The organism is Microbulbifer variabilis, assembly GCF_052467165.1.
The window spans coordinates 2,126,220-2,152,323 of the sequence record NZ_CP174301.1 but is presented as its reverse complement, the minus strand read 5'-3'; the positions used below and the strand labels follow the sequence as shown (position 1 = coordinate 2,152,323).

The following is a 26,104-nucleotide window of genomic DNA, read 5'->3' as shown; positions in this document are numbered from 1 at the left end:
ATGGATATTGAGAGGCAATTCATGAGACGAGGAAATATACATTTACTGATGGTAGCCGCTGGGGCCTGCTCACTCTTGGTCAGTAGTCTCGGGGCTGCGAATGTGGATGAGAGTGACGGCGATACGAGTAACGAAGTCACTTATTTCCAGACTAAGCTGGTAAAAGCCGAAAAAGTTTGCAAATTTGAGAATGATCTACCAATCCCAGCCACTATTGATGTTCGTGACGCTATACCGCCTTTCAATAGAGTCAACCTTACCGTTGAAAAGACTCAGGCTGATTTGGGGCTAAAATATTGTGATGGCTCCAATCAGGTGTTCCCCAAGGCAACAGTCTACGGTTTCAGATTGGAGGGAGAAAGTGAGGTACATTCCCCTGGCCCAACATTTCTAGCGAAAGAAGGTTACCCTATTTCTGTTGCCTTCGATAATAAATTGCAAGGGCCCCACTTATTCCCTGTTGACACTTCCATACATGTTCCATATGTAGTCCGGAAAGATCCTGATGCGCGCCCCATTGTAATTCATCTACATGGTGGGCATACAGAACCTCGCAGTGATGGTCATCCTGAAGCTTGGTACACAAAGAATTTTGCATTTACAGGGAAAACATTTGATCTTGATAACTTCCGCTACAATTATTCGAATACTCAGGATGCCACAACATTATGGTATCACGATCACACAGTTGGGCTCACCCGACTCAATAATTATGCGGGTACTGCTGGCTTCTATCTAATTACAGATGACAATGAACAGGAGTTGATTGCCGAAGGAAGGCTTCCAGACGATAAACATACTATCCCAATTATGGTGCAGGACAAACTGTTTAGCACTGACGGACAACTCTACTACCCAGGGGTACATGGTGAACCCTTATCACCGTTTCCCAATGTTGACATACGGCCGGAATGGCCCAACCCAACGATTCTCGATGAATTCTTTGGCAATATTATCTTGGTAAATGGGAAGGTATGGCCGAAGCACCAGGTAAGCCCTACGGTATACCGACTTCGCTTGCTTAACGCATCAGATACGCGAACCTATGTGTTTAAGTTTGAAACTGAATCCAATGATGCGGTGGAATTTTATGTAATTGGGTCTGATGGAGGGTTATTAGAGCATCCTACTAAGGTCGATCAACTGGTGATGTCTCCAGCTGAGCGGTATGATATTTTGGTGGATTTTTCGCCTTATAAAGGCAGTCGTGTTTTCTTGCGCAATGAGGGGGCAGATAGCATGTTTAAGGGATATTTTAATCCCGAATTGCCAGCTCCAAACGGCCAGACCGAACTGCTGGTCTTTAAGAAAGATGAAAGCTGGTTCTTGCTTAGGAAAGACGATGAAATAGCTCCGCCTACAGAGGTTGCCAGGGATATCTTGCGCTTCGATGTAGGAAATGATCTTGATCAGAGAGACCGTTATTTTGAAGAAGACTGTAAGCCTAACTGCATAGGGAATTTAAACCTATCCGCTGACACTCAACTAGGCAACCCGCCAATCCTGCCTCAAGTAGTCGACCGGCGCCGGAGACTATCTCTATTTCGAGTTTCGGACAACGAGGGGGACACATTAGATCACGGCCGCAGCTTGCTTATGCTAGGTACTTTTGAATTTGGCAGCCTCTCTTTTCAGGATCCGCTAACAGAGATCGTCCAGGTAGGTGCAACAGAAATCTGGGAGTTCCACAATACTACTCGCGCAGCACATCCGATTCATGTACATCTCGTAGAGTTCAATATACTGAACCGGCAGCAAGCTCTTTACGAGCTGATTGATAGGCCGCAAGTGGACCCCTCTGATCCTTTCGGACAATTAATTACTGGCGCGATTATCAACCCATCAACATTCAAGCTTACGGGGGACGAGGTGCTGCCCCAACCCAATGAGTCCGGCCGTAAAGACACTGTCATCACTCTTCCTGGCTATGTTACTCGGATCAAAGCAAATTTTGACTGTACGGGAATCGATTGTACTAACGGAGAGTATGTGTGGCATTGTCATTTGCTGTCCCATGAGGACAGCGACATGATGCGCCCTATGAAAATGTATGGCAGAACTTTAGGAGATAAAAAAAGACCTACTCCTTATCCGCTGAGTTCGAGAGAGCAGGATTCAAACTTCAGCTTTCTTGAAACTCTCTTAGGTAAAAATGACGAGCCGACCTGGCCTTTCTACACCAAGAGTTTCAAGCAAAGCTTGAAAACCAGCGATGCAGGCAGCCACCTCACCTGTGAACTCACCAAGAGAAAGATGTAAGAATAGATCAATGGATGGCGGTCACGTGGCGTTCCGACTGACTGATAAATGAGACTGACAAGCATGATTTCTTAAGTATATATTATTAAGCAATATACAAACACTTTTTACATAGTGAGCGTCGCAATTGTGACGCTCTTTTTTAGAAATCCCGCTATTTGGAGCGGCACTCAACCCCACAATCAAGCAAGTCTTCCGTAAGAACAAATGACATGCTTAACCCACATTGCATAAATTTTCTGAAAGTTGATCAGCTACTGAGAAGAATACTTTCAAGTCTTCCTTGCTAATACCTTTAGTTAATTGCTGTGAGAATTCAGCTTCTATTTCTTCTATGGTTTCGAAGAATTTGTAACCTTTCTTGGTAAGTTTTAGCAACTTACTGCGACCATCATTAGGGTTGGGTACTCTCTTTACCATATCCAAACTACAAAGTTCATCTACAAGTCGGGTGACCTGTCCTTTGTCGCGTTTCAGCGTAGCACTCAGTTCAGCCAGGGTGGACTCTTCCTTAGTCCAAATTTGCCGCATGGCCCTCAGTTGTTGGGGAGCAAGCTTCATGCTCAGGCGGCCAAGTTCTGGGGCTATCTGCAAGCTTAAGTCATAGCTCAAACGAAATGCAGCTTCATGAACCGTTCTGTTTTTTGCCATTGGCACAACTCCATATTCAATGGTGAGTACAGCAGGTGCGAAGCACCCGGCTCCATTATTCCTTAACTCCGTTCGTTGACAAGCAGCAATCGCTTCAATATAGATGACATATATCAACCAGATTGATTTAGAGAAGATATTGCAGAGTAAAACACCAGTAAATTTGCAGGAAGTATTAGCGGCCGTATAATCAGAATCTGACCCTCCTTCAAAGAGGTGGTTAGTTAGATAGCACTAATATGCCCCGGAAGAGTATGGCTAAAACCAGTAGTTCAACATAAGTGAAACCTGGCTCGCACTGTTCACTGCCACTATAGGGCTATTACTAATCTCATCACCATACCAAGCATGTTGAACTCTCCCCAATAGCATCAATCTGGGAGTAAAGCCATAGCCGACTTGCAAGCCTAATTTAGAGACAATGCCGGCATCCGCTTTATATGCAGCCCTATTTAAAGTGGCTTCATCGGTATTCACGCCATAGTAATAATCCAAGGTCTTCTCACTCTGCCAACTGGTATTTAATTCAGGCTTGATAATCCAATTTCCATGCTTATAAGGTAGGCTGTAGCCAGTAGATAGACTGTATCCGTCGTGGATACCGCTAATATCCTGAGACAATCCCACCTTCCAAAGACCCACTGAGCCGCGGTACTCCATAGACAAACGCGCAAGGATAGCGATATCCAACTCCTCCATATCAGCGAGTTCATCACTATCACCGCGGTCTTTATCGCCTACAAAGTCGCCCCCAACCCCGAATTTCACATTAATTCCGTGATTGCGATACAAATTAGCTCCTAGCTCAAAGCCCTGGAAATAAAAACGTTTATAATGGGCGGAAAGCAAAGGAAATATGCGATTTTGGCTCTCGCCCCCTACGTAGATAGACTCTGAACTAAAGGCACCAATCCCCAGCGAATAGCCAGCTTCAGCCTGCCTTGGGGACTGTTCAACTTCTTCTTTGGCCCAAACGGACTGTGACAGAATCGCGCTACAAAGTACGAAGCAGGTCCGAAAGGCCGGCGAAGTTGAAAAATGTCTGCACTTATCTCGCGTAATTGTCATGAGTTGATACCTTAATTATTATTAGTTGCAAACCCTTGTGAGCATTGTATCCATGGCAAGTGAACATTTCACAACCAGCGTCACTTCCAAGGCAAGTTCATCGTTAAGAATTGTTTACCTGAATACGAGTCCAATACCTATTTTTGCTGATTATTGATATGGGCAGGTCCAGATGCACTTAGCATATTAAATTGTGTATAGGTTGATCTTTAGCGGCCTTCACAAAAGTTGGCAACCCAAACAGGCAAAATTTAAATTTTTTTCAGCAAATCTTAAGGCTGGCTGGCATATTTACTTAACCTTCGCACAATCAGAGAACTGCTACTTAAACTGAAGTCCACTGCTTCATAAATGCGCGATGGAGAGGAGGTATAGATGATATGCATTTGGCGGAGAACCAAAATAAAGATTTTGCCAGCGGGTTCTCAGAGGATATCAGGTATCTTGCGATTTCTGTTTTCTTAACAACAGAAGCGCCCACCTTACGACGCGTATAAGAATATTGATCAACATTTCCATAGACTATAGACATTGCGGCAGCAATAGCATCTGCCATACCCAGGTTCATCCCTTTCCCGCCTACTGGAGAATGGCAGTGGGCAGCATCGCCAGCCAATAGAACACGGTTTTTACGATAGGTTTCCGCCTGCCTGATAGAAATTTGAAAGGTTCCGGTGCGCCGGACACTGCCAATATTCAGCGGTAATCGCATATTTCCCAGAGCGTCCTCAGTTGATGAGGCAATACGGGCACGATACTTCTCAATTGGCAGGATTAATGTAAATTGGCAATCTCTACCATAGAGATCAAGAGTAATCTCCTCGGAATCAAAATCTCCAACAATATCTACATCCGCAATAGACCACTTTCCTGGTAGATCTATTCCAGGGTATCCGATCTGTAGCTGCTCCCGGACGGTAGACTGGATACCATCTGCCGCAATAACCCAGTCAAACTCACCGCTGGTATTATCTGAAAAATGCACTTCTGCTTTGTCTGCACTGGTAGAGATTTTCGTTACAGAAAGATCATATTCCACCTGTACACCTTTATCCATCAAGGCATCCCTTAAAATACCCTCCGTTCGATTCTGAGGCAGCCCCAGCGGAACCCGGTCTCTATATTCGTTTCCACTATTATCCAGATAAACCAGAGTCTTCTCATCGCGCAGGACATGCATCTTTCGCAATGGCATGGCTTCTGCCAGAAACGCATCTGCAACTCCCAGGGATTTCAAAGCATCAATCGTTACCGGCATTATGCCAACGGCACGAGACAACTCTGAGGGCTCACTTTTACGCTCTACAACACGACAAATGATTCCCTTGGAGGCCAAAGCTGTCGCAGCTGTTAACCCGGTGGGACCCGCACCTATAATTAATACGTCCATATTCACGATTTTCAACCGGAAAAGTCTAGAGAAAAGGTAAATGGAAAGGATCGACAGGTATCAAGTTCGACCCGCTCTAAGAGGTTCTAGTTGAAAGCTTAGACGAATGTCCATGGGGAGTTACAGCCATAATAAGATCCATGGTTATCTATAAAATCTTGACCAGTTGCTACGATCAACCGGCAATTTCCTGATTCAAAGTAAGGCTAACTGTGCGAAACAAGAGTTTCGCACAGTTAGCCTTACTTTTTATCTTCGGATTCATTAGAAGCTTCACTGTAGCCCAGTGCAACCCCCTGCTTATCCAAAGCTGCTCCCTGCCGATCCAATACGCCGATATCCAATACTGGTGAAGCATCGATATGTTGCGCATCCATCATTTGAGCAACTCGCTGCAGCGATGCGATGATCATGCTTTGCTCCCAATCCTTCAGGTCACCAAACTGGCGAGCAAACTGGTCTTGGAGTGGGATGGGGGCATCGCGCAAAGTTTCGGCAGCCTCTTCTGTAAGGTAGGCATGCACTTTGCGCTTATCTGCTTGAGAGCGCTGCCGGTATACAAACCCCCTCTTCTCCAAGCGATCCAATATATTAGTCACTGTGGCCTGACTGAGGCTGACTTCATTCGCAAGCTCGCCAATTGTCACCTCACCCTTATTTCGAATGGCTTGTAGCAGTAAAACTTGTGGAGCGGTCAGACCTGTGGTTTTAGCCAAGTGCTTAGAGTGTAAATCTGTTGCTCTTATCACGCGCCGCAAGGCCACTAACACTTGTTCAATACTGTTCAAAGCTACCTCTCAATCTCAGAGTTAGGGTAATCCGGCAGATTATATAGGTCCGCACCATATTCACTAAGAACTTCTGATATTGCAGCGAAATGGCATCTTCTCAACATGGAGAAAACTATAAGACCGCTCCTTTCGTGTTCATTTTTTATACAAAACTGATTTCACTTGGAACTTTTCATCGCTAATCGATGGGATAAATTGAAGTCAATTTCGCACAGCAATAGGCCAAAAATCCCAAGAAACTGCACTTTCTTAGGGTAAATATTGTGACCAGCTTCGCTAAAGCAGCCCTAGACTTTAAATTTAATTTGTGTACGATGTTTAGCACTCAAAACAATTTAATCTAGATTTTGAAGAAAAAACACCGATATAGAGTGATATATAAACAAGTTGAGTAATTTTCAAGCAAATAAATATTTAGAAGTGAAATTATAATTTACTGGTAGGGAAGGTTTTTTGTCTACTCCAGAAAGTATTTTGTTAAGAATGCCATCCCTTGAGGATGGAATGGATGTTCATCGGCTGATTGAGAGCTGCCCACCATTAGATACCAACTCCAGCTATTGCAACCTTCTTCAGTGTGATCACTTTGCCAATACCTCGGTGATCGCAGAGATAGATGGAGAAGTGATGGGCTTTATTTCGGGATATATCATTCCCGACCGAACAGACACTCTTTTTGTTTGGCAGGTTGCGGTATCCCAAGTAGCGAGGGGGTTGGGGCTCGCCTCCCGTATGCTGAGAGATATTGTCGATCGCCCCCAATGCGAGTCGATTAAATTTATCGAGACAACAATCACGGAGCACAACCTACCCTCCTGGGCTCTTTTTCAGAGTGCAGCAGAGAATCTCTCTACCAATCTCCATTCCTCACCCTGGATGGACTCTATGGCTCACTTTGATGGGCAGCATGATTCCGAAATCCTCGTCCGCATCGGACCCATTACTCGAATAACTAAACTTCACAAAGAGAAGAGAATGAAAATTTTTGATGAGATTGAATCAGAAGTGCAAAGCTATGCCCGCTCCTTTCCGCGAGTTTTCAATCGCGCAAAAGGCGAGCTGATGTGGGATGAGGAGGGAAATCAGTATCTGGATTTCCTGGCGGGTGCCGGCACACTCAACTACGGGCACAACAACCCGCTGTTCAAGCAAGCACTGCAAGATTACATTGAGGCCGATGGAATTACTCACGGCCTCGATATGCACACCAGGGCCAAGGGTGAATTTCTACAGGCACTGAATGAGAAAATTCTCAAGCCGCGGAATATGGAGTACGTGGTGCAGTTTACCGGTCCGACTGGGACGAATGCGGTAGAGGCGGCGATGAAAATTGCCCGCAATGTAACCGGGCAGCAGAACATCGTCACCTTTACCAACGGTTTCCATGGCGTAAGCCTTGGCTCGCTGGCCGCCACCGGCAACTCGCATCACAGGGATGCTGCCGGTGTCAGCCTCAATGGTACGCACCGCATGCCCTTTGACGACTACCTGGGCAAAAATATCGATACCACAGAATACCTCGATAAAGTCCTCTCAGATTCCAGCAGCGGTATTAATTCTCCCGCAGCAGTGATTGTTGAGACAGTTCAAGGGGAAGGTGGTATCAATGCGGCCAGTATCGAGTGGCTAAGAAACCTTCAATCCGTCTGCAAAAAACACGGCTTACTTTTTATTGTCGATGATATCCAGGCTGGCTGCGGCCGCACGGGCAACTTTTTCAGCTTTGAAGAGGCCGGTATCGAACCCGATATCATTACGCTATCCAAATCCCTTAGTGGCTATGGGCTGCCATTTGCGCTGGTGCTAATGAAACCAGAGCTGGATCAGTGGAAGCCCGGTGAGCACAACGGCACTTTCCGTGGCAACAATCTGGCTTTTGTAACTGCGAAAGCCGCTATCGATCATTACTGGTCTGACGAAAACTTCTCACGGGAGATTAAACGCAAGGGCAAATACATTTCCGAGCGTTTGAATGAAATTGTCAGCCGATATGGTGAGGGCAACTTCACCACCAAAGGCCGGGGTATGTTTCAGGGTATCGACTGCATCAGCGGCGAACTTGCAGGAAAGATCACCAAACTCGCATTCAAGCAGGGGCTGATTATTGAAACCAGCGGAGCCGATGACCAGATCGTTAAGCTCCTTTGCCCACTGATAATCACCGATCAAAACCTTAAAAAAGGGATCGACATTATTGAATCCGCTATCCGGGAAGTCTGTGCCGGAGAGCGGGATATGCCTGAGGAAAGAGTCTTTTTTGAAGCCTGCTAGACTTTAAGGGCCTCTGAAAAGGTTCACGCAAAAGATCCAACTGTGCAGGCTGCAAACTAAGAATATTGCTGACCAGCCAGACTCGAACACACACGAAACAGCGAAATACTAATGATTGTCAGAAGTTTACAGGAAGCTAACAAATCCGGCCGCCGGGTTGTTTCACCGGATAACAACTGGGAGAGCACCCGACTCCTGCTTAAAGATGATGAAATGGGTTTTTCTTTCCATATCACCACTATTTATGCCGGTGCTGATTTCCAAATGCACTATCAAAACCACTTGGAAGCGGTTTACTGCATTTCCGGCAGAGGTGAGGTAGAAACTCTTGAGGATGGCAAGAAGCATCCTATCGAACCTGGAACTATCTATATTCTCGATAAGCATGACCGGCACATTTTAAGAGCCTTTGAAGAAATGACTATGGCCTGTGTATTTAACCCCCCTTTGAATGGCAAGGAAGTACACAATGCTGAGGGAGCCTACGAACTTGAAGCTGACAAGATTGATGAATAACTAGTCAGTCATAGGGCAGTATCCATGAAGTACCTTCCAGATAGCTCAAGTGTTACCAGGGAAGACTGCTACCCCTCCCGAAAACCGGGCCTTCTGGGTGGTGCCATGGTGCGCAAAGATCCAATTGTGTATGGGGACTGCCAGCCCCTCTCCCCACTGACACCATCGAAACTCAAGCGCTACGCAGAACAGGGCTTTGTTGTACTGGAGAATTTGTTTTCCCAGGCGGAGATTAACTTTTTTACGCAAGAGTTGGCGGAGATTAAACAACGCGGTCACACTGACAAGTCGGAAGAAATTATCACCGAGCCTGAAAGTAACGAAGTGCGCTCAGTCTTTCGTATCCACAAAAGCAGCCAAATTTTTAACCGGCTTTCCAGGGATCAGCGGCTATCAAGTATTGCGAAATGTATTTTGGGTGATGAGGTTTATATCCATCAGTCTCGCGCAAACTACAAACCTGGTTTTCGCGGGAAAGATTTTTATTGGCACTCCGATTTTGAGACATGGCATGTCGAGGACGGCATGCCCCGTATGCGGGCACTCAGCATCTCCATTACCTTAACAGAGAATCATCATTTTAATGGTCCGTTGATGCTGATTCCCAAGTCCCACCGCCATTACATTGCTTGCGATGGGGAAACACCAAAAAAGAACTACCTCAGCTCACTGAAAAAGCAAGAGCTTGGTATTCCCTCAGATAGCCAATTGAGGGCTCTGGTATCCAATGGTGGGATATCAGCTATTACAGGCAAGCCCGGCAGCATTGTTGTGTTTGACTGCAACTTAATGCACGGCTCCAGCAGCAATATCAGCCCCGATCCGAGATCTAATTTGTTTTTTGTTTTTAATGCCTTGAGCAACAAGGTGGAGGCTCCGTTTTGCGACTTGCCTCCCAGGCCAGAATACATCTGTGCGAGGAAATCAATTTCTATTATCTGAAGCAAATCTCAACTCAAAACACTCACCCAGTTTTTAAAAGAAAGAAGGACCATTAAGAGACGATGCATACGATAGAAAAGATTGGCGGCACCTCTATGACGGACTACGAAGCGGTCCGGGATAATATTATCAAAGGTGACTCCAAGGGGATCTACAATCGTGTTTTTGTAGTCTCTGCCTACGGCGGTATTACTGACCTGCTTCTAGAGCACAAGAAAAGTGGCCAACCCGGCATCTATGCCCTCTTCTCCAGCAGTATTGAGGACGATAGCTGGCTGGTTAAGTTTGATGAGCTTCGAGCAGCACTGCGGCAAATCAATGAGCGCCTTTTTGGGCATGGTGATCTTCTCGCGGAAGCGAACCTGTTTTTGGATGAAAGGCTGGAGAGCGCCAAAAAGTGCCTGAGAGACCTGCAAAGCCTCTGCCAGCACGGCCACTTCGCCCTCGACGCCCACTTGGGTACGGTAAGGGAGATGTTAGCCAGCCTCGGTGAGGCCCACAGCGCATGGAATACTTCGAAACTGTTGCAGCGGGATGGTGTAAATGCCTGCTTTGTCGACCTGACTGGCTGGCGCACCAACAAGCACATTCCCCTGGATGAGCGTATCCGGGATGCCTTTGCCACTATCGATTTAAGCAGACAGCTGCCTATTGTTACCGGCTATGCCCATAGCGATAAGGGCCTGCTGATCTCGTTTGATCGGGGCTATAGCGAGATGACTTTCAGTCGTCTCGCCGTCCTCACCGGGGCAAAGGAGGCGGTGATTCACAAAGAGTTTCACCTGAGCAGTGCAGACCCCCGCCTGGTGGGAGAGGGAAATGCAGTGCCCATCGGCCGCACCAACTACGATGTGGCCGACCAGTTGGCCAATCTGGGGATGGAAGCGATTCACCCCAAAGCCGCCAAGGGGCTGCGCCAGCAAAATATCCCTCTCAGGGTAAAAAACACCTTCGAGCCTGAGCACGCCGGCACCCTGATTACCGGTGACTACATCAGCGATTCTCCACGAGTGGAAATTATTGCCGGCTGTAAAGGGGTTTACGCCCTGGAGTTGTTTGACCAGGATATGGCGGGCAGCATCCACGATTACGATCGCGAAGTGCTATTGGTTATCAAGCGCTTCAAAGCCCATATTATTTCCAAAAACACTAATGCCAATACCCTTACCCATTTTCTATCCACCAACCTGAAAACAATTAAGCGGATTCAGGCTGCTTTGGAAGAGCATTTTCCCGAAGCCGAATTGAACCAGCGCAAAGTCGCCATAGTTTCTGCCATCGGTAGCGATATGCAAATCCCCGGCGTGCTGGCCAAAGCGGTGCAGTCGATGTCCAAAAGCAATATCCGCGTGCTCGCCATGCACCAGTCCCTGCGTCATGTGGATATGCAGTTCATCGTTAACGAGCCAGACTATGATGCAGCTGTTCGTACGCTACATGAGGCACTGGTAGAGATTTACAATCACGGGACGGCGATATGCCTCGCATCCTGAGCCTTTGTGCCCTTCTCTTTTTATTTACTTCCGCCACCTCTATTTCCCAGGAAGCGGAAGAAAAGAAAAAAGACAGTGCGCAAAGCGAGGTCGACACCCTTGAGAAGCCCTTGTACACACCCTTCGTCGAGCGCTATATGCTCGACGAAATTAAGCAGCTGCGAATCGATCAGGCTAATGCCAAGCAGGAATTGATTCAGCAAATTGTTGATCGTGAACACAACTCTGTCGATCGGGCCGTAGCCTACGCAACCGATACGGTTACCTACTTTTTCTACTTGATAGCCGCCGCCACTTCAATTTTGGTTTTAGTTGGCTGGCGGTCATTCCAGGACATTAAAGAGCGGGTGCACTCCCTGGCCGATGAGGAGATCTCAAAGCTGGTCCAGGAATACGAAAAGCGCTTGGAAGTTATAGAGAAGCAGCTTCAGCAGAAAACACAGCATATTGAAGAAAACCGCGAGGAAATCGAGCTAACCCAGGAAGTGCAGTCCCTGTGGCTGCGCGCCCAACAGGAATCCTCAGTGGCAAATAAAATTGCCATTTACGACGAGATTCTGCGCCTCCGCCATGAAGATGTAGAAGCTCTTACCTATAAAGCTGATGCAGTGCTGGAGCTTAATGAACCCCAGTGGGCCGCCAATCTTTGTCACCAGGCCCTGGGTATTGATCCAGATAACAGCCATGCCTTCTACCAACTGGCATGCGCCCATACTGCCATGGGTCAATTTGATGAAGCGCTGCGTTATCTGGCCGAAGCCATCAAAAGGCGGGAAAGCTACCGCGATGAGATCCTGGTTGATAGCGCCTTACAGCCTTTAGCGGAAAGTGAAGTTTTTGAGGAGCTCGACCAGGTTATTGCCAATACCCCCTCGCCGCAAGGTGGTGGCAAGGGAGGCTAGAAATATTCGGATAACCTCTGAAGACCAACCCATTAAATAATACGGGATAAAAATAATAGGATTGCCATGATCTATTCATTTCTTGGTTTTTTACTTTTGTTCACTCTAGTCGGTCTCTCTTCTGCGATGTTCAGCCGTCAAACCAAAGCCGACTATTACCTTGCCAGCAGTGGCGTCTCCCCTTGGCTGGTAGGCTTGTCTGCCGTGGCAACGAACAATAGCGGTTATATGTTTATCGGGGTTATCGGCTATACCTACACCACCGGGTTGGCCTCCATCTGGTTGATGGTGGGGTGGATTGCCGGTGATTTTCTGGCTTCCCTCTATGTACACAAGCGATTGAGGACCGCTACCAGTTCAAGTGGTGAAGTCAGCTACGCAGGTGTTCTCAGTAACTGGCACGGACAGAAGTACTCAGCCCTGCAGCGCCTGATCGGCATCATTTCCCTGCTGTTTTTACTAACTTATGCCTCTGCCCAAATGGTTGCCGGAAGCAAAGCCCTGCACGTACTGCTGGATTGGCCTCTCTGGTCCGGTGCAGTAGTTGGAGCTGTGCTTGTATGCCTTTACTGTTTAGCTGGCGGCATCCGCGCGTCCATTTGGACTGATGCGGCCCAATCCATCGTTATGATGGGGGCTATGGCAGCACTTCTAGCCGTCGCCCTTGCCAACTTGGGCGGCATCACCAGTGCGGCGATACAAATGCAGGCTATTGAAGGTTTTACCCATTGGTTTCCCGAGGGGCTCGCGTTTGCGGGCTGGGGCGGGGTGATACTCTTTGTGATCAGTTGGGGGTTTGCCGGATTGTCTGTGATTGGACAGCCCCACGTTATGGTTCGATTTATGACCCTGAGGGATTCCAGCAAGATGAACCGGGCGAGGGCCTGGTACTATCTGTGGTTTATCCTTTTCTATTGTATGGCCACCGGGGTCGGCCTGCTATCCAGAGTGTTTATTGCTGACACAGGGAGCTTTGATGCGGAGCTTGCTCTTCCCACCATGGCTATGGATTTGTTGCCCCCTGTTTTTGTTGGGCTGATCCTGGCTGGTATCTTTGCCGCAACCATGTCCACCGCAGACTCCCTGCTTCTCAGCTGCTCCGCAGCCATTACCCACGATATTCTTCCGCAAAAGATTGAAAAAACCTGGTTCCTCAAGCTTGTCACAGTTGCCATAACCGGCGGCGCATTGCTACTGGCGCTCGCCAATAGCCAAAGTGTGTTCAGCCTAGTTATTTTCGCATGGTCGGGACTTGCCAGCGCATTTGGCCCCCTACTCCTGGTATTGTGCTTTGGGGGCAAGCCATCCCAGTCAACCTCTATCGCAGCAGTAATTATCGGCTTTACAGCAGCGATTACCTGGCGGCTACTGGGGTATCACGGCGTGATCTATGAGGGATTGCCGGGTATTGCAGCTGGGTTAGCAGTGCTATATCTGGCCAGCCTGAACCGCCAAACCTCCACTTTACGCGAGGCAAACAGTTAAATTCACTCAAAGTAATTCTGGGGAGGTAGAGCCTCCCCACCTGCCAGACCTTCACCAGCTAGAGCCTCCTCCCCCAAAAGCGACAAATTCTATCTCCTGCCGCCCAAAGCCCCTCCTTACGGGCACCTGACTTGATCCCGAGATCGTCAGATTGAGCAAAATTCATACAGTACTTTTTATAGAGTTCAAATGAGATTTTTGGCCCAACCCAGCCCACTTTTAACCTTTGAAAATGCGGATTAACTCTGTAGTCGCTGAAAAATAAATCCTCCTACGAATCCGCCAGCTTTGTTGCATTGAGTGCTAACAATTAGAGTTCAAATTAAAAATATGTTACATTTTGTGTCATATCGCTCGATAAACGACTATCGAGCCTGGGCTGGAATCTGACGATTAGGGACAAATGTCTTCGTCAGACCGGCCCTTTTTTATGATGACTGGACCTTCACGATCGGCCCATTGCGCCCTTCAAGTCCATCGCCAATGAACAACCGACTGACCCTCTGTTAAAGCAGTATGGAGAGACAGATGTCACTGGACAAGCAACGGAATTTTGTAGACGGCCGCTATCTGTCGAATGAGAGCGGCGAGTGCTTTGATGTATATAACCCGGCTACCAACGAGGTCAGCTATCAGGTTGAGGTTGCCGACGAAAAGGTACTCGCAGAAACCATCGAGAGCGCCAAGCGTGGTTTTGCCCAGTGGTCAGCGATGATGCCGGTCGAACGCGGTCGCATCCTGCTGAAAGCAGTAGCACTGTTGCGCGAGCGCAACGACGAATTGGCAGCTATCGAAGTGGCTGATACCGGCAAGCCCTGGCAGGAAGCCAGTGTTGTCGATGTGGTGACTGGGGCCGACTCTATCGAATTCTTTGCCGGCCTGGCCGCAGGCATTGAGGGCAATCAACAGCAAGTCGGTGAGGACTTTTACTACACCCGCCGCGAGCCCCTGGGCATCTGCGCTGGAATCGGTGCCTGGAACTACCCCTTACAAATCGCCTGCTGGAAAGCCGCCCCGGCCCTGGCCTGCGGTAACGCCATGATCTTCAAACCTTCCGAAGAGACCCCCAAAGGCGCTTTGAAGCTGGCTGAAATCTTTATTGAAGCGGGCATGCCCCCGGGTGTTTTCAACGTAATCCAGGGCGATGGCGCCGTGGGTGCCTGGCTCACTAACCACCCGGATGTCGCCAAGGTTTCCTTTACCGGCGAAGTGGGTACCGGCAAGAAAGTAATGGCCGCAGCGGCTTCCAACCTGAAAGAAGTCACCATGGAGCTGGGAGGCAAGTCCCCGCTAGTGATTTTTGATGATGCCGACATGGAGCAAGCCGTTTCTGCTGCCATGCTGGGCAACTTCTACACCCAGGGCGAAATCTGCACCAACGGCACCCGGGTATTTGTACACCGCAGCATCCACGATCAGTTCCTCGCTCGCCTGAAAGAGCGTGTTGAGCAAAACATTATTGCCGGTGATCCGATGAATCCGAACACCAACTTTGGCGCGCTGATTTCTGCCAAGCACCAGCAACTGGTGATGGACTACATCAGCAAGGGTAAAGAGGAAGGCGCGACTTTGTTCTGCGGCGGCCACACCCTCTCCCCGGAGAATTCACCTAACGGTTACTTCGTTGCTCCCACCGTATTCACCGACTGTCATGACGATATGACCATCTGCCGCGAAGAGATCTTCGGCCCGGTAATGTCGGTACTGGTTTTTGATGATGAAGACGAAGTGATCCGCCGCGCTAACGATACCCGTTTGGGCCTCGCCGCCGGCGTATTTACCCGTGATATCACTCGCGCCCACCGTGTGATCCACCAGATGCAAGCGGGTATCTGCTGGATCAATGCCTACGGTGCTTCGCCGGCAGAAATGCCGGTGGGCGGATACAAATTGTCCGGAATCGGACGCGAAAATGGACTTGCGACCCTGAATCATTACACCCAGCTAAAAGCGGTGTATGTGGGCCTGGCACCACTGGAAAGTCCATTTTAAGCGGTACCCTGTATGAGTGAGTTTGACTATATCATTGTCGGCGCCGGGTCTGCCGGCTGCGTTCTGGCCAACCGCCTGTCTGCCCAGGAAGATAAAAAAGTCCTCCTGGTAGAAACCGGCGGTAGCGATCGCAGTATCTTTATCCAGATGCCCACCGCACTATCCATTCCGATGAATACCGACAAGTATGCCTGGCAGTTTATGACTGAGCCAGAGCCGTACCTGGACAACCGCAGCATGCATTGCCCCAGAGGCAAGGTGCTCGGGGGTTCATCCTCGATTAACGGGATGGTTTACGTGCGCGGGCACGCCAAAGACTTTGATGAGTGGGCACAGCACGGCGCCGAAGGCTGGGACTACGCGCACTGTCTGCCCTACTTCAAACGCTCTGAGACCTGGGCTTTCGGCGGTGACGATTACCGTGGCGACGAAGGTCCACTGGGGGTCAATAACGGCAATGAAATGGCCAACCCCCTTTATGGAGCCTTTATCGAAGCTGGCAAAGAAGCTGGCTACGACTACACCGCAGATTACAACGGTGAGCAGCAAGAGGGCTTTGGTCCCATGCATATGACGGTAAAAGATGGAAAGCGCTGGTCTACCGCCAACGCTTACCTGAAACCGGCCATGCAGCGCCCCAATTTGACGGTATTGACCCACGCCACTGTGCATAAGGTGATTCTGGAAGGTAAACGGGCAGTCGGAATCAAACTTGAACGCAAGGGAAAGATCCTGGAATTCAAGGCGCGGCAGGAAGTCATCCTCAGCGCAGGTCCCATCGGCTCCCCTCACCTTCTTCAGCTCTCCGGAATCGGAGACCCCGACACACTGGCAGAAGCCGGTATCGAACTCCAACACGAACTCCCCGGCGTCGGCCAAAACCTGCAGGACCACCTGGAGTTCTATTTCCAGTTCCGCTGTAACCAGCCGATTTCCCTGAATGGCAAGCTCGACCCCTGGAATAAATTCCTGATCGGCGCTCGTTGGATACTGAAGAAGGATGGCCTTGGAGCCACCAACCATTTCGAGTCCTGCGGTTTTATTCGCTCCAAGGAAAACGTGGAGTGGCCGGACCTGCAATATCACTTCCTGCCGGCAGCCATGCGCTATGACGGCCGCGAAGCTTTCGATGGCCACGGCTTCCAGGTACATATCGGGCACAACAAGCCCAAGAGTCGCGGCAGGGTCAAAGTGGTGAGCAGTGATCCCAGGCAATCCCCTTCCATCCTGTTTAATTATTTACAGGAGAAAGAGGATATCGAGGGTTTCCGCGCTTGTGTGCGACTGACTCGCGAGATTATCAATCAGCCGGCTTTCGACGAGTACCGAGGCGATGAAATCCAGCCCGGCACCGATATCCAGACTGATGAACAAATTGACGCTTTCGTACGGGAATCCGTCGAGAGTGCTTACCACCCATCCTGCTCCTGCAAGATGGGCACTGATCCAATGGCAGTGGTAGACCCGGAAACCCGTGTACACGGTTTGCAGGGTTTGAGAGTTGTAGATTCCTCCATCTTTCCAACCATTCCCAACGGCAACCTGAATGCGCCCACCATTATGGTGGCGGAGCGGGCTGCTGACCTGATTTTAGGGCGCCCCGTATTGGCGCCCTCCGAGGCACCGGTAGCGACCAAGGCTACCAGCACTCAGCGACCTGGCCGCCCTGCGCGCTCTGTGAGCTGAATTTACGTCGGCGCTCTGGCAGAGATTTGACTGCCCCCTTCAAACGCGACGGGGATATTCAAATCTCGCACAGCAATGCCCTTTGGGGGCGCCGGCATACCAATAACTAGCTGGAGACTCAGCATGACAGCTTGGCTTTCCGCGGGATTATTGTTTACCTTCACGGCAATAATTTTCTCGCTGATTAAATGGGGAAATGTGAAGATGGTCGGGGTAACCCCGGTCAAAACCTTCACTTTTATAGCGATCCTTTTCACCTCCGGCCTTGATGTAGGCCTGATCATGTTCCCCCTCACCGAGTTCGGTGGCTACGCAGACTTAGCCAATAGCCCAGAATATGGTTTCACCAACCCACTCGCGATTGAGTTTGGTTTTTGGGCCTTCCTGATCTGGGGCTTCTACTTCCTCACCTGTTTTTACTTCTGCATTATCGAGCCCAAAGTTAAATTCTTTGAGTTGGGCCCAGTAAAGCTGATCAACAATGTGGTGATTATCGGAACCTGTGCTTTTACCGCCTACTTGCTGCTCAGCAACCTGCCCTGGTACCTGCCGCAAGTTGGCGATGGTGAAACCATTGTTGGCACCTTCTACCTGATCGTCTTTGCAGTGATCGCCGCTGCGGTCTACTCATCCACTAGCCTGCGCTATGTACGCTTCCTCAGCCTGGCGACTACCTGGATGTTTATTGGCCTGATCGCGGTCATGTGGGTAGGCGCCTTTACCGGTGAGAATGGCAACGTTGGAGACTTTGCTTCCACCTTTGCACTGCTCGGCGGTTACTTCGGCAATATCCACCAGTTCGTGCTGCCGTTAAATGACTACCACGAGTTCTACCTGTTCTGGTGGTTTGCCTGGAGCATTATGATTGGCCAGTTTACCTCCCGCTTTGTGGGCGGCCTGCGCACTTACCAAGTACTGGCGGCGATGCTGATCTTCCCATCTATCCCCATCGCGCTCTGGTTCACCGTGCTCTACTACTACTCCAGCCAAGGCCTGGATACCAGCGGCTTCTACAACCTGGCTATGGTGATTGTGGGTATTACCTTCGTGATCAACTCGCTGGATTCCCTGATTCGCCTGTACACCGATAATCTGGGCATGACCGTTGCGCGCCTGGGCAAGTGGAAGTACTTCGTGCTGAACCTGGCTGCAATGAGCCTGCTCACCCTATTGTTCAAGCTGGACTTCCTGCAAATCCAGTGGATCGGCGCTCTGGTGATCGGCATCTTCTTCTGCTGTCTGGGTTACATCCTGGTGAAGCGCTTTAGAGCGGTAGCAGCTATCGACTCCTCGCCTAAAGAAAATAAAGTCGACTTTAACAAGATCGAACTGGCGAGCTAACTGTTGAAATCCCCCGCCTAGTTTGGCGGGGGCTACAAAATATAAATAAGTGGTAATTGAACAATGAAATCGACGTTGAAACTTTCTGCACTCACTTGTGCTTCCCTACTGGTACTTGCTCAGCAATCCCAAGCGGAGCTGTCTTCTACTGTAAATCTGACCACCGACTACACCTTTAACGGTGTTAGCCAGACCCAGAATGACCCAGCACTGCAGGCTAGCCTGGACTACGGCTTTGATAACGGTTGGTATATTGGTACCTGGGCTTCCAACGTGGACTTTGGCAAAGGTGATGACACTAACCTGGAGTGGGACTTCTACGCAGGTAAGTTCATGCAACTTACCGACAAAGTGAGCCTGGACACCGGAATCGCTTATTACACCTATCACGGTGATAATGATTTCTCTGAAGAGTACGCTTACCCGGAAGCTTATGCCAAGTTTGGCTACAGCTCTGCACTGGGCGATTCCGAAGTCAACGGTTGGTACAGCTGGGATTACTTTGGCCAGGGTGGTGGCCACTACATTATGATGCTGGCCCATACCTTTGAGCTTGCAGAGGGTCACAATATTCGCTTCAGTGCTGACCGCTCCACCAGCGTCAATAAAGATAACTGGACCTGGGAAGGTAAAAAAGCCTACAACCACTACCGTGTAGAGTACATGACCTCCCTGAACGGCTTCGACCTCAATGTTGCAGCAGAAAACACTACTCTCGATTCTGAGAATGCCGACGAACGTATTGTTTTCTCTGTTGCCCGCACCTTTAACTTTTAAGTTAAGAATGCAAGCCGGGGCCTAAAACGGCCCCGGGGTTCCTCGCCAGGCAACTCCTAAGGCAACTCCCCTTCACTTCCCTTGCCGAGCTTCTCAGCAGATTTCATCATCACTTGTTCTTGCGCAGGCGCCCCATTTGAGTTCCGGTGTTCTTCTTTTGGCAGGCCCTCTAAAACGATTTCCTTTTCAGCCAAGGCCGGATGTAAAGCCAAGTCGTGCCGGGCAACTTTGACGATTGAGATACAAAGTAAAAGTGCGATTAGCAGTAAAGGTACACCGGCAATAATACTTGCGGCCTGCAGTGCTTCGAGCCCACCGATAAACAGCAAGGCGATTGGCATTACTGCCAGAGCAAATGCCCAGAAAATTCGATTCCACCGAAGAGGCTCACCATCGACCTCCTTCTGCACAACGGCCGCAAGAATGTGAGAAATGGAGTCAAAAGTAATAACCGTGAAGACCAGTGCGATCAGTGTGTATAGCAACACAACCAACTGGCTTGCCGGGAGCGTATCCAAAATCGCAAAGATCGTGCTATTAGCACCTTGCTGATTCAGCATTTGCACCAAATCCAACTGACCCGAGAAATGCAGGTAAACCCCGTAGTTGCCCAGCACCATAAAGAACAAGAAGCATCCGAGAGTACCAAATAATATTGAACCAAGGATCATTTCCTTGATGGTCCTGCCTCGGGAAATACGCGCAATAAAAAGGCCAATACTCGGCGCAAAAACCAGCCACCAAGCCCAATAGAAAACGGTCCACTCCTGGGGAAAACGGGTGTTGGGAAACTGCTGGAAATGAGAGAAGGATTCAGTCCAAGTGGCCATCTGCAAAAAGTTATGCAGGGCCCTGCCCAGAGAGTCCAGCCCGCTGTTAAGCATAAATAGCGTTGGGCCAACGACAAATACAAAGAATAGCAGTGCAAGGGACAGAAAAATAGTGAAGTTCGAGAGTGCGCCAATTCCCCGTTTCAAACCTGCAAGGGCACTGTAGCCAAACAACAGTGCACATATCACAAGTACGCCAACCTGAACCCCCAGTCCGGTAGGCATGCCAAATATCTTATAAAGCCCCAAAGTAATCAGCGGCGCAGCAATACCAAGTCGCGTAGCGGCACCTCCGAGCATCCCAAACACCAGGGAAATATCTATAGCCTTGCCAATGGGCCCATTTGCTCTCCCCTCTCCCAGCACAGGCGCAAGTGCTTGGCTAAATTTCAGGACTTTACGCTGGCGTACATAATAGAAGTAAGCAATAGGCACCGCAGGGATCAAATAAATGGACCAGGCTAATGGCCCCCAGTGAAAAATTCCGTAAGAAACGGCCCAACGGGCGGCTTCGACTGAGCTCGCTTGAACTTGGAACGGCGGCTGTTGGTAGTAGTAGATCCATTCAACCATCGACCAATATAAAATCGAAGCGCCAATGCCAGAAGAAAACAGCATGGCAGCCCAGGACACAGTTGAGAACTCTGGAGCTTCCTTTTGGCCTCCCAGTTTTATCCGGCCGATATCGCTAAATGCGACATATAGCACAAACAGCATCGCCCCTATGCCAAGTAGAAGATAAAAAACACCTAACTTTTCTGTTACCAGGTCTTTCACTGCCAAGAGCCACATAGAGCCAGCCTCGGGATATAAGATCAGAGGCAGTGTTGTCACTAGCAATATTGCCAGAGCGCCCAAAAAGGTGGGCCAGTCTATTAGATCTTCCGATCCCCTATTCAATAAATCTCTCCGTATTAATTGATATTGGTGGTCAAAAGAAAAATAACATACACCAGTATCACTATTATGACTTGAGCCTTTTATAAACCCCCTACGCAACACTACCGAACATTAATACGCCAATCTTTTAGGAAGACAATGTGATGCCAAAAAGTATACTGATATGACATTCATATGGCGAAATTCACTACTAACTTTCCTTACCAAACACAGATCGGCACATATTCAAACAGCTTTGAAAGTTAAAAATTTCAAAATAAAAGAGAAGGATCGATATGTATAAATTGGCGATCACCATTCTATTTGGCTTAGCTCTGTGGGCGTGTACAAAAAGTCCTTTAAGCGATATTGATATCTATGACTTCAGGCCTGAATCCGAAATAGGTGTTTATGATGTCTCCCAAAAGGATTGTGAGCTAATGGGATATAGGCAAGTTATCAGAAGTGATTCTCCTATCGGCTGTGGACGTCTAAAGAGAGTAGTTTTTAATTTCTATCCACTCTTACCTAACCCGACAGAAAAAAGTAATGCAACCAGTAGTAATAAAGGTGCCACAAGTATCAATCAAACAAGTACTATTAAGACCCCTGAAAAAGGGGCAATTATTGTACTTGATGTCGTTGCCGCTGAAGTATTGGATCTTTTTACAGAGCTATACCAATTGCATTTTCCGATAGAATCAGCAATACCAATTGAGTATTTCACGAAGAAAGAGCGTCTTGCAGATGATATGAATAACACGCTCGCCTTTGATTCCCGGCCCATCACCGGCGGAAATAAGTGGTCTGAGCATGCTTATGGTGTTGCCATTGATATCAACCCCCTACAGAATCCCTATCTACATATAGATAAACACTCAAAAGCAGTGGTAATCCCGAAGGATGCAGCAGAGGGTTATTTAAACCGAGCAAAATACCGGGCAGGAAAGCCGATACGCAAAGGAATGTCTGAAGATATAACTACAGTTTTTGCCAAGCATGGCTTTGCTGTCTGGGGAGGAGATTGGAATGCTCCGATTGATTATATGCACTTCCAGGTTGGTACCCGCCAGTTTATTAACCGGCTCGTTTCTTTACCGGTAAAGGAAGCAAAGCTGCTATTCAACCAGTATGTGAGCCTGCTTAATCAGTGTTTCAAAGAGAACACGCTTATCAATAACCCCACTCACCTCAGAAAATACTGTGTAGATCGGGTGACGCCTGCATTTGGTTCTCAATAATGTAACTGTGGTAAATAGCGGCTAAATTGGCGCCATATTTTTAGTAGCATATCTAAGACGTCATCTTAGAGGTACGAATCGCAAAATATCACGCCTTTATAATACAAGCTAGAAGATCCAGGCAGCGTTGTATCAAATGGCAATTTTAGCTCCCATATAAGTACCCTATTTGGGATACCACTACACTCATTTAAATAGCCAAACTTCATTAAGAGTACAGAATGAAGATTTTCGATGAGGTTGAATCGGAAGTGCAAAGCTATGCACGATCCTTCCCAAAGGTGTTCTGTCGCGCAAAAGGTGAATTATTGTGGGACCTGGATGGAAACCAGTATTTAGATTTTCTGGCTGGAGCAGGTGCACTCAATTATGGGCACAATAACGCACTATTCAAAGGGGCTCTATTGGATTACATCCGGGCCGACGGTATTACACACGGTCTGGATCTACACACCAAGGCCAAGGGAGAGTTTCTCCAAACCTTTAGTGACAATATCCTTGCCCCCAGGGGCATGGAATACATCATCCAATTTACAGGACCTACAGGTACTAATGCAGTAGAAGCCGCCATGAAGGTTGCCCGCAAGGTCACTGGACGGCAAGCCATTATTGCCTTTACCAATGGTTTTCATGGTGTAAGTCTTGGTTCCCTCACAGCAACGGGAAACTCCTATCACAGAGATGCGGCAGGTATTCTACTAAGTGGTACCCATCGAATGCCTTATGACGGCTACTTGGGGAACGGCATTGACACAACGGAGTACCTGGATAAGGCACTATCGGACTCCAGTAGTGGTATCGGCTCACCAGCTGCCGTTATTGTGGAAACAATTCAAGGTGAAGGCGGTATTAATAGTGCCAGTATCGGATGGTTAAGAAATCTACAGAGTGTTTGCAGAAAACATGAATTGCTTTTGATAGTTGACGATATCCAGGCTGGCTGTGGACGAACAGGCGATTTCTTCAGTTTCGAAGAGGCGGGAATTGAGCCCGATATTATCACTCTTTCCAAGTCGCTTGGAGGTTATGGATTACCGATCGCACTAGTCTTAATGAAACCCAAGCTGGATCAATGGAAGCCAGGGGAACACAATGGTACCTTCCGCGGTAACAGCCTGGCATTTGTAACCGCAAAAGCGGCAATTGACCACTACTGGTCAGACCCTAGCTTCTCTGAAGATATAAAGCGAAAAGGCAGCTATATCTCCTCACGTCTTAACAGCATTATTAATCAATACGGCGAGGGCCTACTGAAAAGTAAAGGCCGTGGTATGTTTCAAGGCATCGACTGCGTAACAGGCTATCTGGCCAAAAGGGTATCCGAGTATGCGTTTGAACATCAGCTGATTATTGAGACCAGTGGCGCCGATGACCAGGTTCTTAAACTGCTTTGCCCCCTAACTACCAGTGATCAAAACCTTCAAGGCGGTATCGATATTATTGAAAAAGCACTTCAGGAAGTCTTTGCCAGGGAAGAAAATATACTGCAGACAATGACCAACATTGACACCTGCCGAATATAATTTATCCAGCGGACCAAGAATAGAAAACACCTAGAGCCTATAACATACATGGATGTATATATTTATGTTGAATGAGAAACAGATAAATTTAAGTAATATTCTCACTGAAGAGAATGACTATTCCAACTCCCCTTTTCTTAAAGTAAAGGAGAGAGATCTTAGCCTGCCAATAATAACTGCAGAAGCTGAAAGGTTAGGATGCACTTTCAAGTTTCATGAAAAATCTATTTACGAGATCATCAATGGGGACCTGCGAGTCCCATTCTTGAGCAACTCCCCATCAAGCTCCTGTGTTCATAGCTACTGTGCAAGAATCAAGAACATTGCAAAGAAGATGTTAACTGAGAATGGAGTGCCGGTTCCGGAGGGGAATGTTTTCAAGGATATTAAGAGCGCTCTTGCCTATTTCAAGAACTTTAATGGCAAGGTTGCCATCAAACCAAACAATGCTTCCATGGCCAGAGGTGTTACCACCGGTATTTGCACCGAAGAAGAATTCATTAGCGGCTGGGAATTTGCAGCAAAGTACAGTAAGGAAATTATTGTTGAGAAAAGCATTGACGGATATGATTTAAGGGTCTGGGTAATTGGAGGCAAAGCCGTAACAGCATTTGTTAGAATTCCTGCAAATGTAGTTGGCGACGGAATAAGCAGTATCAGGCATTTGATAGAAAAGAAAAATGAACGCAGAAAGCTCAATCCTAATCTGATTCATGACCCGATCAATCGGTTTGACTTGATCGATAGGAAGGGCCTCACTTTAGATTATGTCCCCGAGCATAATGAGCGAGTATGGCTTACAAGCGTAGCAACAGTTGGGGGGGAAATAGTCAATTTTATTGACCACGTAGATAAGGCAACACTTGAAATTGCAGAGAGGGCAGCCGCTACTTTTCCTGGAATTATACAGGCAGGCGTTGACTTGATTGTGGATACAGAAAAGGAAAATGCCAGGGCCGTTGTCCTTGAGGTTAACTCCAATCCAGATATATCTTCCCCTACATTTCCGGGATACGGCGATCAGATTAACACCCCTAAAGCACTACTTGAATATGTTTTAAAACACCCATCTGCGGCCACTGGAAACAAAAAGGCTAGCTACAATCCAGCCCCTCAATACTCTTACACCATAAGTGATAATGCATCACTTAGAGAGCTTGGAAACTCAATAAAATTTATCAAACAGGCTGCCCTAAGGAAAGGAATCAAAACTGAGGATGTAGATGACAATGTGTTTATTGCCAAAAATAAAAAACAATCGCACCTATTTCTTGGCTGCATGCCAGAAAGCACATCTTTAGTATCGCGAATAATATGCAATGATAAAAGTTTTCTCTCAAGCTTCCTGAAGTACAAAAAAATACCTTACTTCAGTAAAAATGATGTAGGTGAAAAACTAAAGATATACAGGCTGGTACTAATAGATGGTGCGGTAGTGTCCGTACTTCATAGCATTCATGAAGGATACAAGCTAAATACAGAGCTTGGAGTAAACCATAGATGGCAGGAAGTAACCAGGGAGATACATTGCAAATTCACGGAGATTGCGAGTCATGTTATATCAGAGTTGTTCCACCCCTACCTTTCCGGGGTAACTATTATTGCCGAAGATATATCTGCATCTCCTAAAGACCAGGAATGGGCAATTAGAGATGTCACATACAAGCCCTTTCTGGCTTGGCATCACCATCCAGATATTGGTATTGGTCGAGATGTAGCTGGCGCTTTACTGGACTCTTTATTTGAAAGTGAAGATCAAACTATAACCATTCAAAAATCTATACATATCCAACTAGGTAAAGAGGTATCTTTTAAAGATCTTGCTGAAAAAATACAAAAAAGTGCGGCAAGATTTGGCATTTCAGGGTGGGCGAAAAACACCCAAAATGAAACCTTGGAAATGCTTTTAGAGGGGGCGCCCAGAGCTCTTAATGACTTTCTTACCACCTGCCAAGACCTCATGAGAGCAAACTATGGAGATATAATTCGAATTGAAGAATATAGTAAAATTCAACATTCAAGCTTTGTGGTGGTTAGCTAATGGCAACTCCTTGATTTTTTAAGAGT

19 protein-coding genes and 1 pseudogene are annotated in these 26,104 nt (G+C 47.9%); 15 read left to right on the top strand and 5 right to left on the bottom strand.

Going from position 1 to position 26,104, the window contains the following annotated elements:
• The first annotated feature begins 21 nt into the window (after window positions 1–21).
• Window positions 22–2,259: a multicopper oxidase family protein gene (locus ACJJIP_RS09600; RefSeq protein WP_444946759.1), complete on the top strand. Its 2,238-nt coding sequence runs from the start codon at window positions 22–24 to the stop codon at window positions 2,257–2,259.
• Window positions 2,260–2,475: 216 nt separating this feature from the next.
• Here the strand turns inward: ACJJIP_RS09600 and ACJJIP_RS09595 are convergent, their stop codons facing one another.
• From ACJJIP_RS09595 to ACJJIP_RS09580, 4 genes are all read right to left on the bottom strand, one after another.
• Window positions 2,476–2,910: a MarR family winged helix-turn-helix transcriptional regulator gene (locus ACJJIP_RS09595; RefSeq protein ID WP_282953471.1), complete on the bottom strand. Its 435-nt coding sequence runs from the start codon at window positions 2,908–2,910 to the stop codon at window positions 2,476–2,478.
• A 258-nt stretch (window positions 2,911–3,168) separates the two neighbouring features.
• A complete protein-coding gene (locus ACJJIP_RS09590; RefSeq protein ID WP_444946758.1) occupies window positions 3,169–3,978 on the bottom strand; it encodes a MipA/OmpV family protein in 810 nt (269 codons plus the stop codon).
• Between the two features lie 325 nt (window positions 3,979–4,303).
• Entirely contained in the window at window positions 4,304–5,368 is a 1,065-nt protein-coding gene (locus tag ACJJIP_RS09585) for an FAD-dependent oxidoreductase (protein ID WP_282953469.1), read from the bottom strand.
• Between the two features lie 242 nt (window positions 5,369–5,610).
• On the bottom strand, window positions 5,611–6,156 hold the full coding sequence (locus ACJJIP_RS09580) for a MarR family winged helix-turn-helix transcriptional regulator (protein ID WP_444901558.1): 546 nt from the start codon (window positions 6,154–6,156) through the stop codon (window positions 5,611–5,613).
• A 486-nt stretch (window positions 6,157–6,642) separates the two neighbouring features.
• Between ACJJIP_RS09580 and ectA the strand changes: the two are divergent.
• From ectA to ACJJIP_RS09525, 11 genes and pseudogenes are all read left to right on the top strand, one after another.
• Window positions 6,643–7,092 (top strand): annotated as a pseudogene (ectA, locus tag ACJJIP_RS09575) (diaminobutyrate acetyltransferase); the annotation flags it as partial.
• 42 nt (window positions 7,093–7,134) lie between these two features.
• A complete protein-coding gene (ectB, locus tag ACJJIP_RS09570) occupies window positions 7,135–8,430 on the top strand; it encodes a diaminobutyrate--2-oxoglutarate transaminase (protein WP_413665775.1) in 1,296 nt (431 codons plus the stop codon).
• A 111-nt stretch (window positions 8,431–8,541) separates the two neighbouring features.
• A complete protein-coding gene (locus ACJJIP_RS09565) occupies window positions 8,542–8,946 on the top strand; it encodes an ectoine synthase (protein ID WP_444927789.1) in 405 nt (134 codons plus the stop codon).
• A gap of 24 nt (window positions 8,947–8,970) precedes the next feature.
• Window positions 8,971–9,888, top strand: a complete 918-nt coding sequence (thpD, locus tag ACJJIP_RS09560; protein ID WP_444946757.1) for an ectoine hydroxylase — start codon at window positions 8,971–8,973, stop codon at window positions 9,886–9,888.
• A gap of 62 nt (window positions 9,889–9,950) precedes the next feature.
• Window positions 9,951–11,381, top strand: a complete 1,431-nt coding sequence (locus ACJJIP_RS09555; RefSeq protein ID WP_444946756.1) for an aspartate kinase — start codon at window positions 9,951–9,953, stop codon at window positions 11,379–11,381.
• A complete protein-coding gene (locus ACJJIP_RS09550) occupies window positions 11,366–12,283 on the top strand; it encodes a TPR end-of-group domain-containing protein (protein ID WP_444946755.1) in 918 nt (305 codons plus the stop codon). Before ACJJIP_RS09555 ends, ACJJIP_RS09550 begins: the two co-directional genes overlap by 16 nt.
• Before the next feature lie 66 nt (window positions 12,284–12,349).
• Window positions 12,350–13,768: a sodium/proline symporter gene (locus tag ACJJIP_RS09545; protein WP_444946754.1), complete on the top strand. Its 1,419-nt coding sequence runs from the start codon at window positions 12,350–12,352 to the stop codon at window positions 13,766–13,768.
• Window positions 13,769–14,296: 528 nt separating this feature from the next.
• A complete protein-coding gene (gene betB, locus ACJJIP_RS09540) occupies window positions 14,297–15,760 on the top strand; it encodes a betaine-aldehyde dehydrogenase (protein ID WP_444946753.1) in 1,464 nt (487 codons plus the stop codon).
• A gap of 12 nt (window positions 15,761–15,772) precedes the next feature.
• The gene (gene betA / locus ACJJIP_RS09535) at window positions 15,773–17,446 is read left to right on the top strand and encodes a choline dehydrogenase (protein WP_282953462.1); all 1,674 of its coding nucleotides are present in this window, start codon (window positions 15,773–15,775) and stop codon (window positions 17,444–17,446) included.
• A gap of 123 nt (window positions 17,447–17,569) precedes the next feature.
• Complete coding sequence (locus tag ACJJIP_RS09530; protein ID WP_282953461.1) at window positions 17,570–18,787, top strand: BCCT family transporter; 1,218 nt, start codon at window positions 17,570–17,572, stop codon at window positions 18,785–18,787.
• Between the two features lie 63 nt (window positions 18,788–18,850).
• Window positions 18,851–19,564: a TorF family putative porin gene (locus ACJJIP_RS09525; RefSeq protein ID WP_282953460.1), complete on the top strand. Its 714-nt coding sequence runs from the start codon at window positions 18,851–18,853 to the stop codon at window positions 19,562–19,564.
• 56 nt (window positions 19,565–19,620) lie between these two features.
• Here ACJJIP_RS09525 and ACJJIP_RS09520 read toward each other — a convergent pair whose 3' ends face one another.
• Window positions 19,621–21,252 (bottom strand): BCCT family transporter, encoded by a 1,632-nt coding sequence (locus ACJJIP_RS09520; RefSeq protein ID WP_444946921.1) that lies wholly within the window; start codon window positions 21,250–21,252, stop codon window positions 19,621–19,623.
• A 317-nt stretch (window positions 21,253–21,569) separates the two neighbouring features.
• On the opposite strand from ACJJIP_RS09520, the gene ACJJIP_RS09515 reads away from it, so the two are divergent.
• From ACJJIP_RS09515 to ACJJIP_RS09505, 3 genes are all read left to right on the top strand, one after another.
• A complete protein-coding gene (locus ACJJIP_RS09515) occupies window positions 21,570–22,514 on the top strand; it encodes a M15 family metallopeptidase (protein ID WP_282953459.1) in 945 nt (314 codons plus the stop codon).
• A 221-nt stretch (window positions 22,515–22,735) separates the two neighbouring features.
• Entirely contained in the window at window positions 22,736–24,037 is a 1,302-nt protein-coding gene (gene ectB, locus ACJJIP_RS09510; protein ID WP_444946752.1) for a diaminobutyrate--2-oxoglutarate transaminase, read from the top strand.
• 64 nt (window positions 24,038–24,101) lie between these two features.
• Window positions 24,102–26,078, top strand: coding sequence for an acylphosphatase (locus tag ACJJIP_RS09505; protein ID WP_444946751.1), 1,977 nt, complete (start codon window positions 24,102–24,104; stop codon window positions 26,076–26,078).
• Window positions 26,079–26,104: the final 26 nt, after the last annotated feature.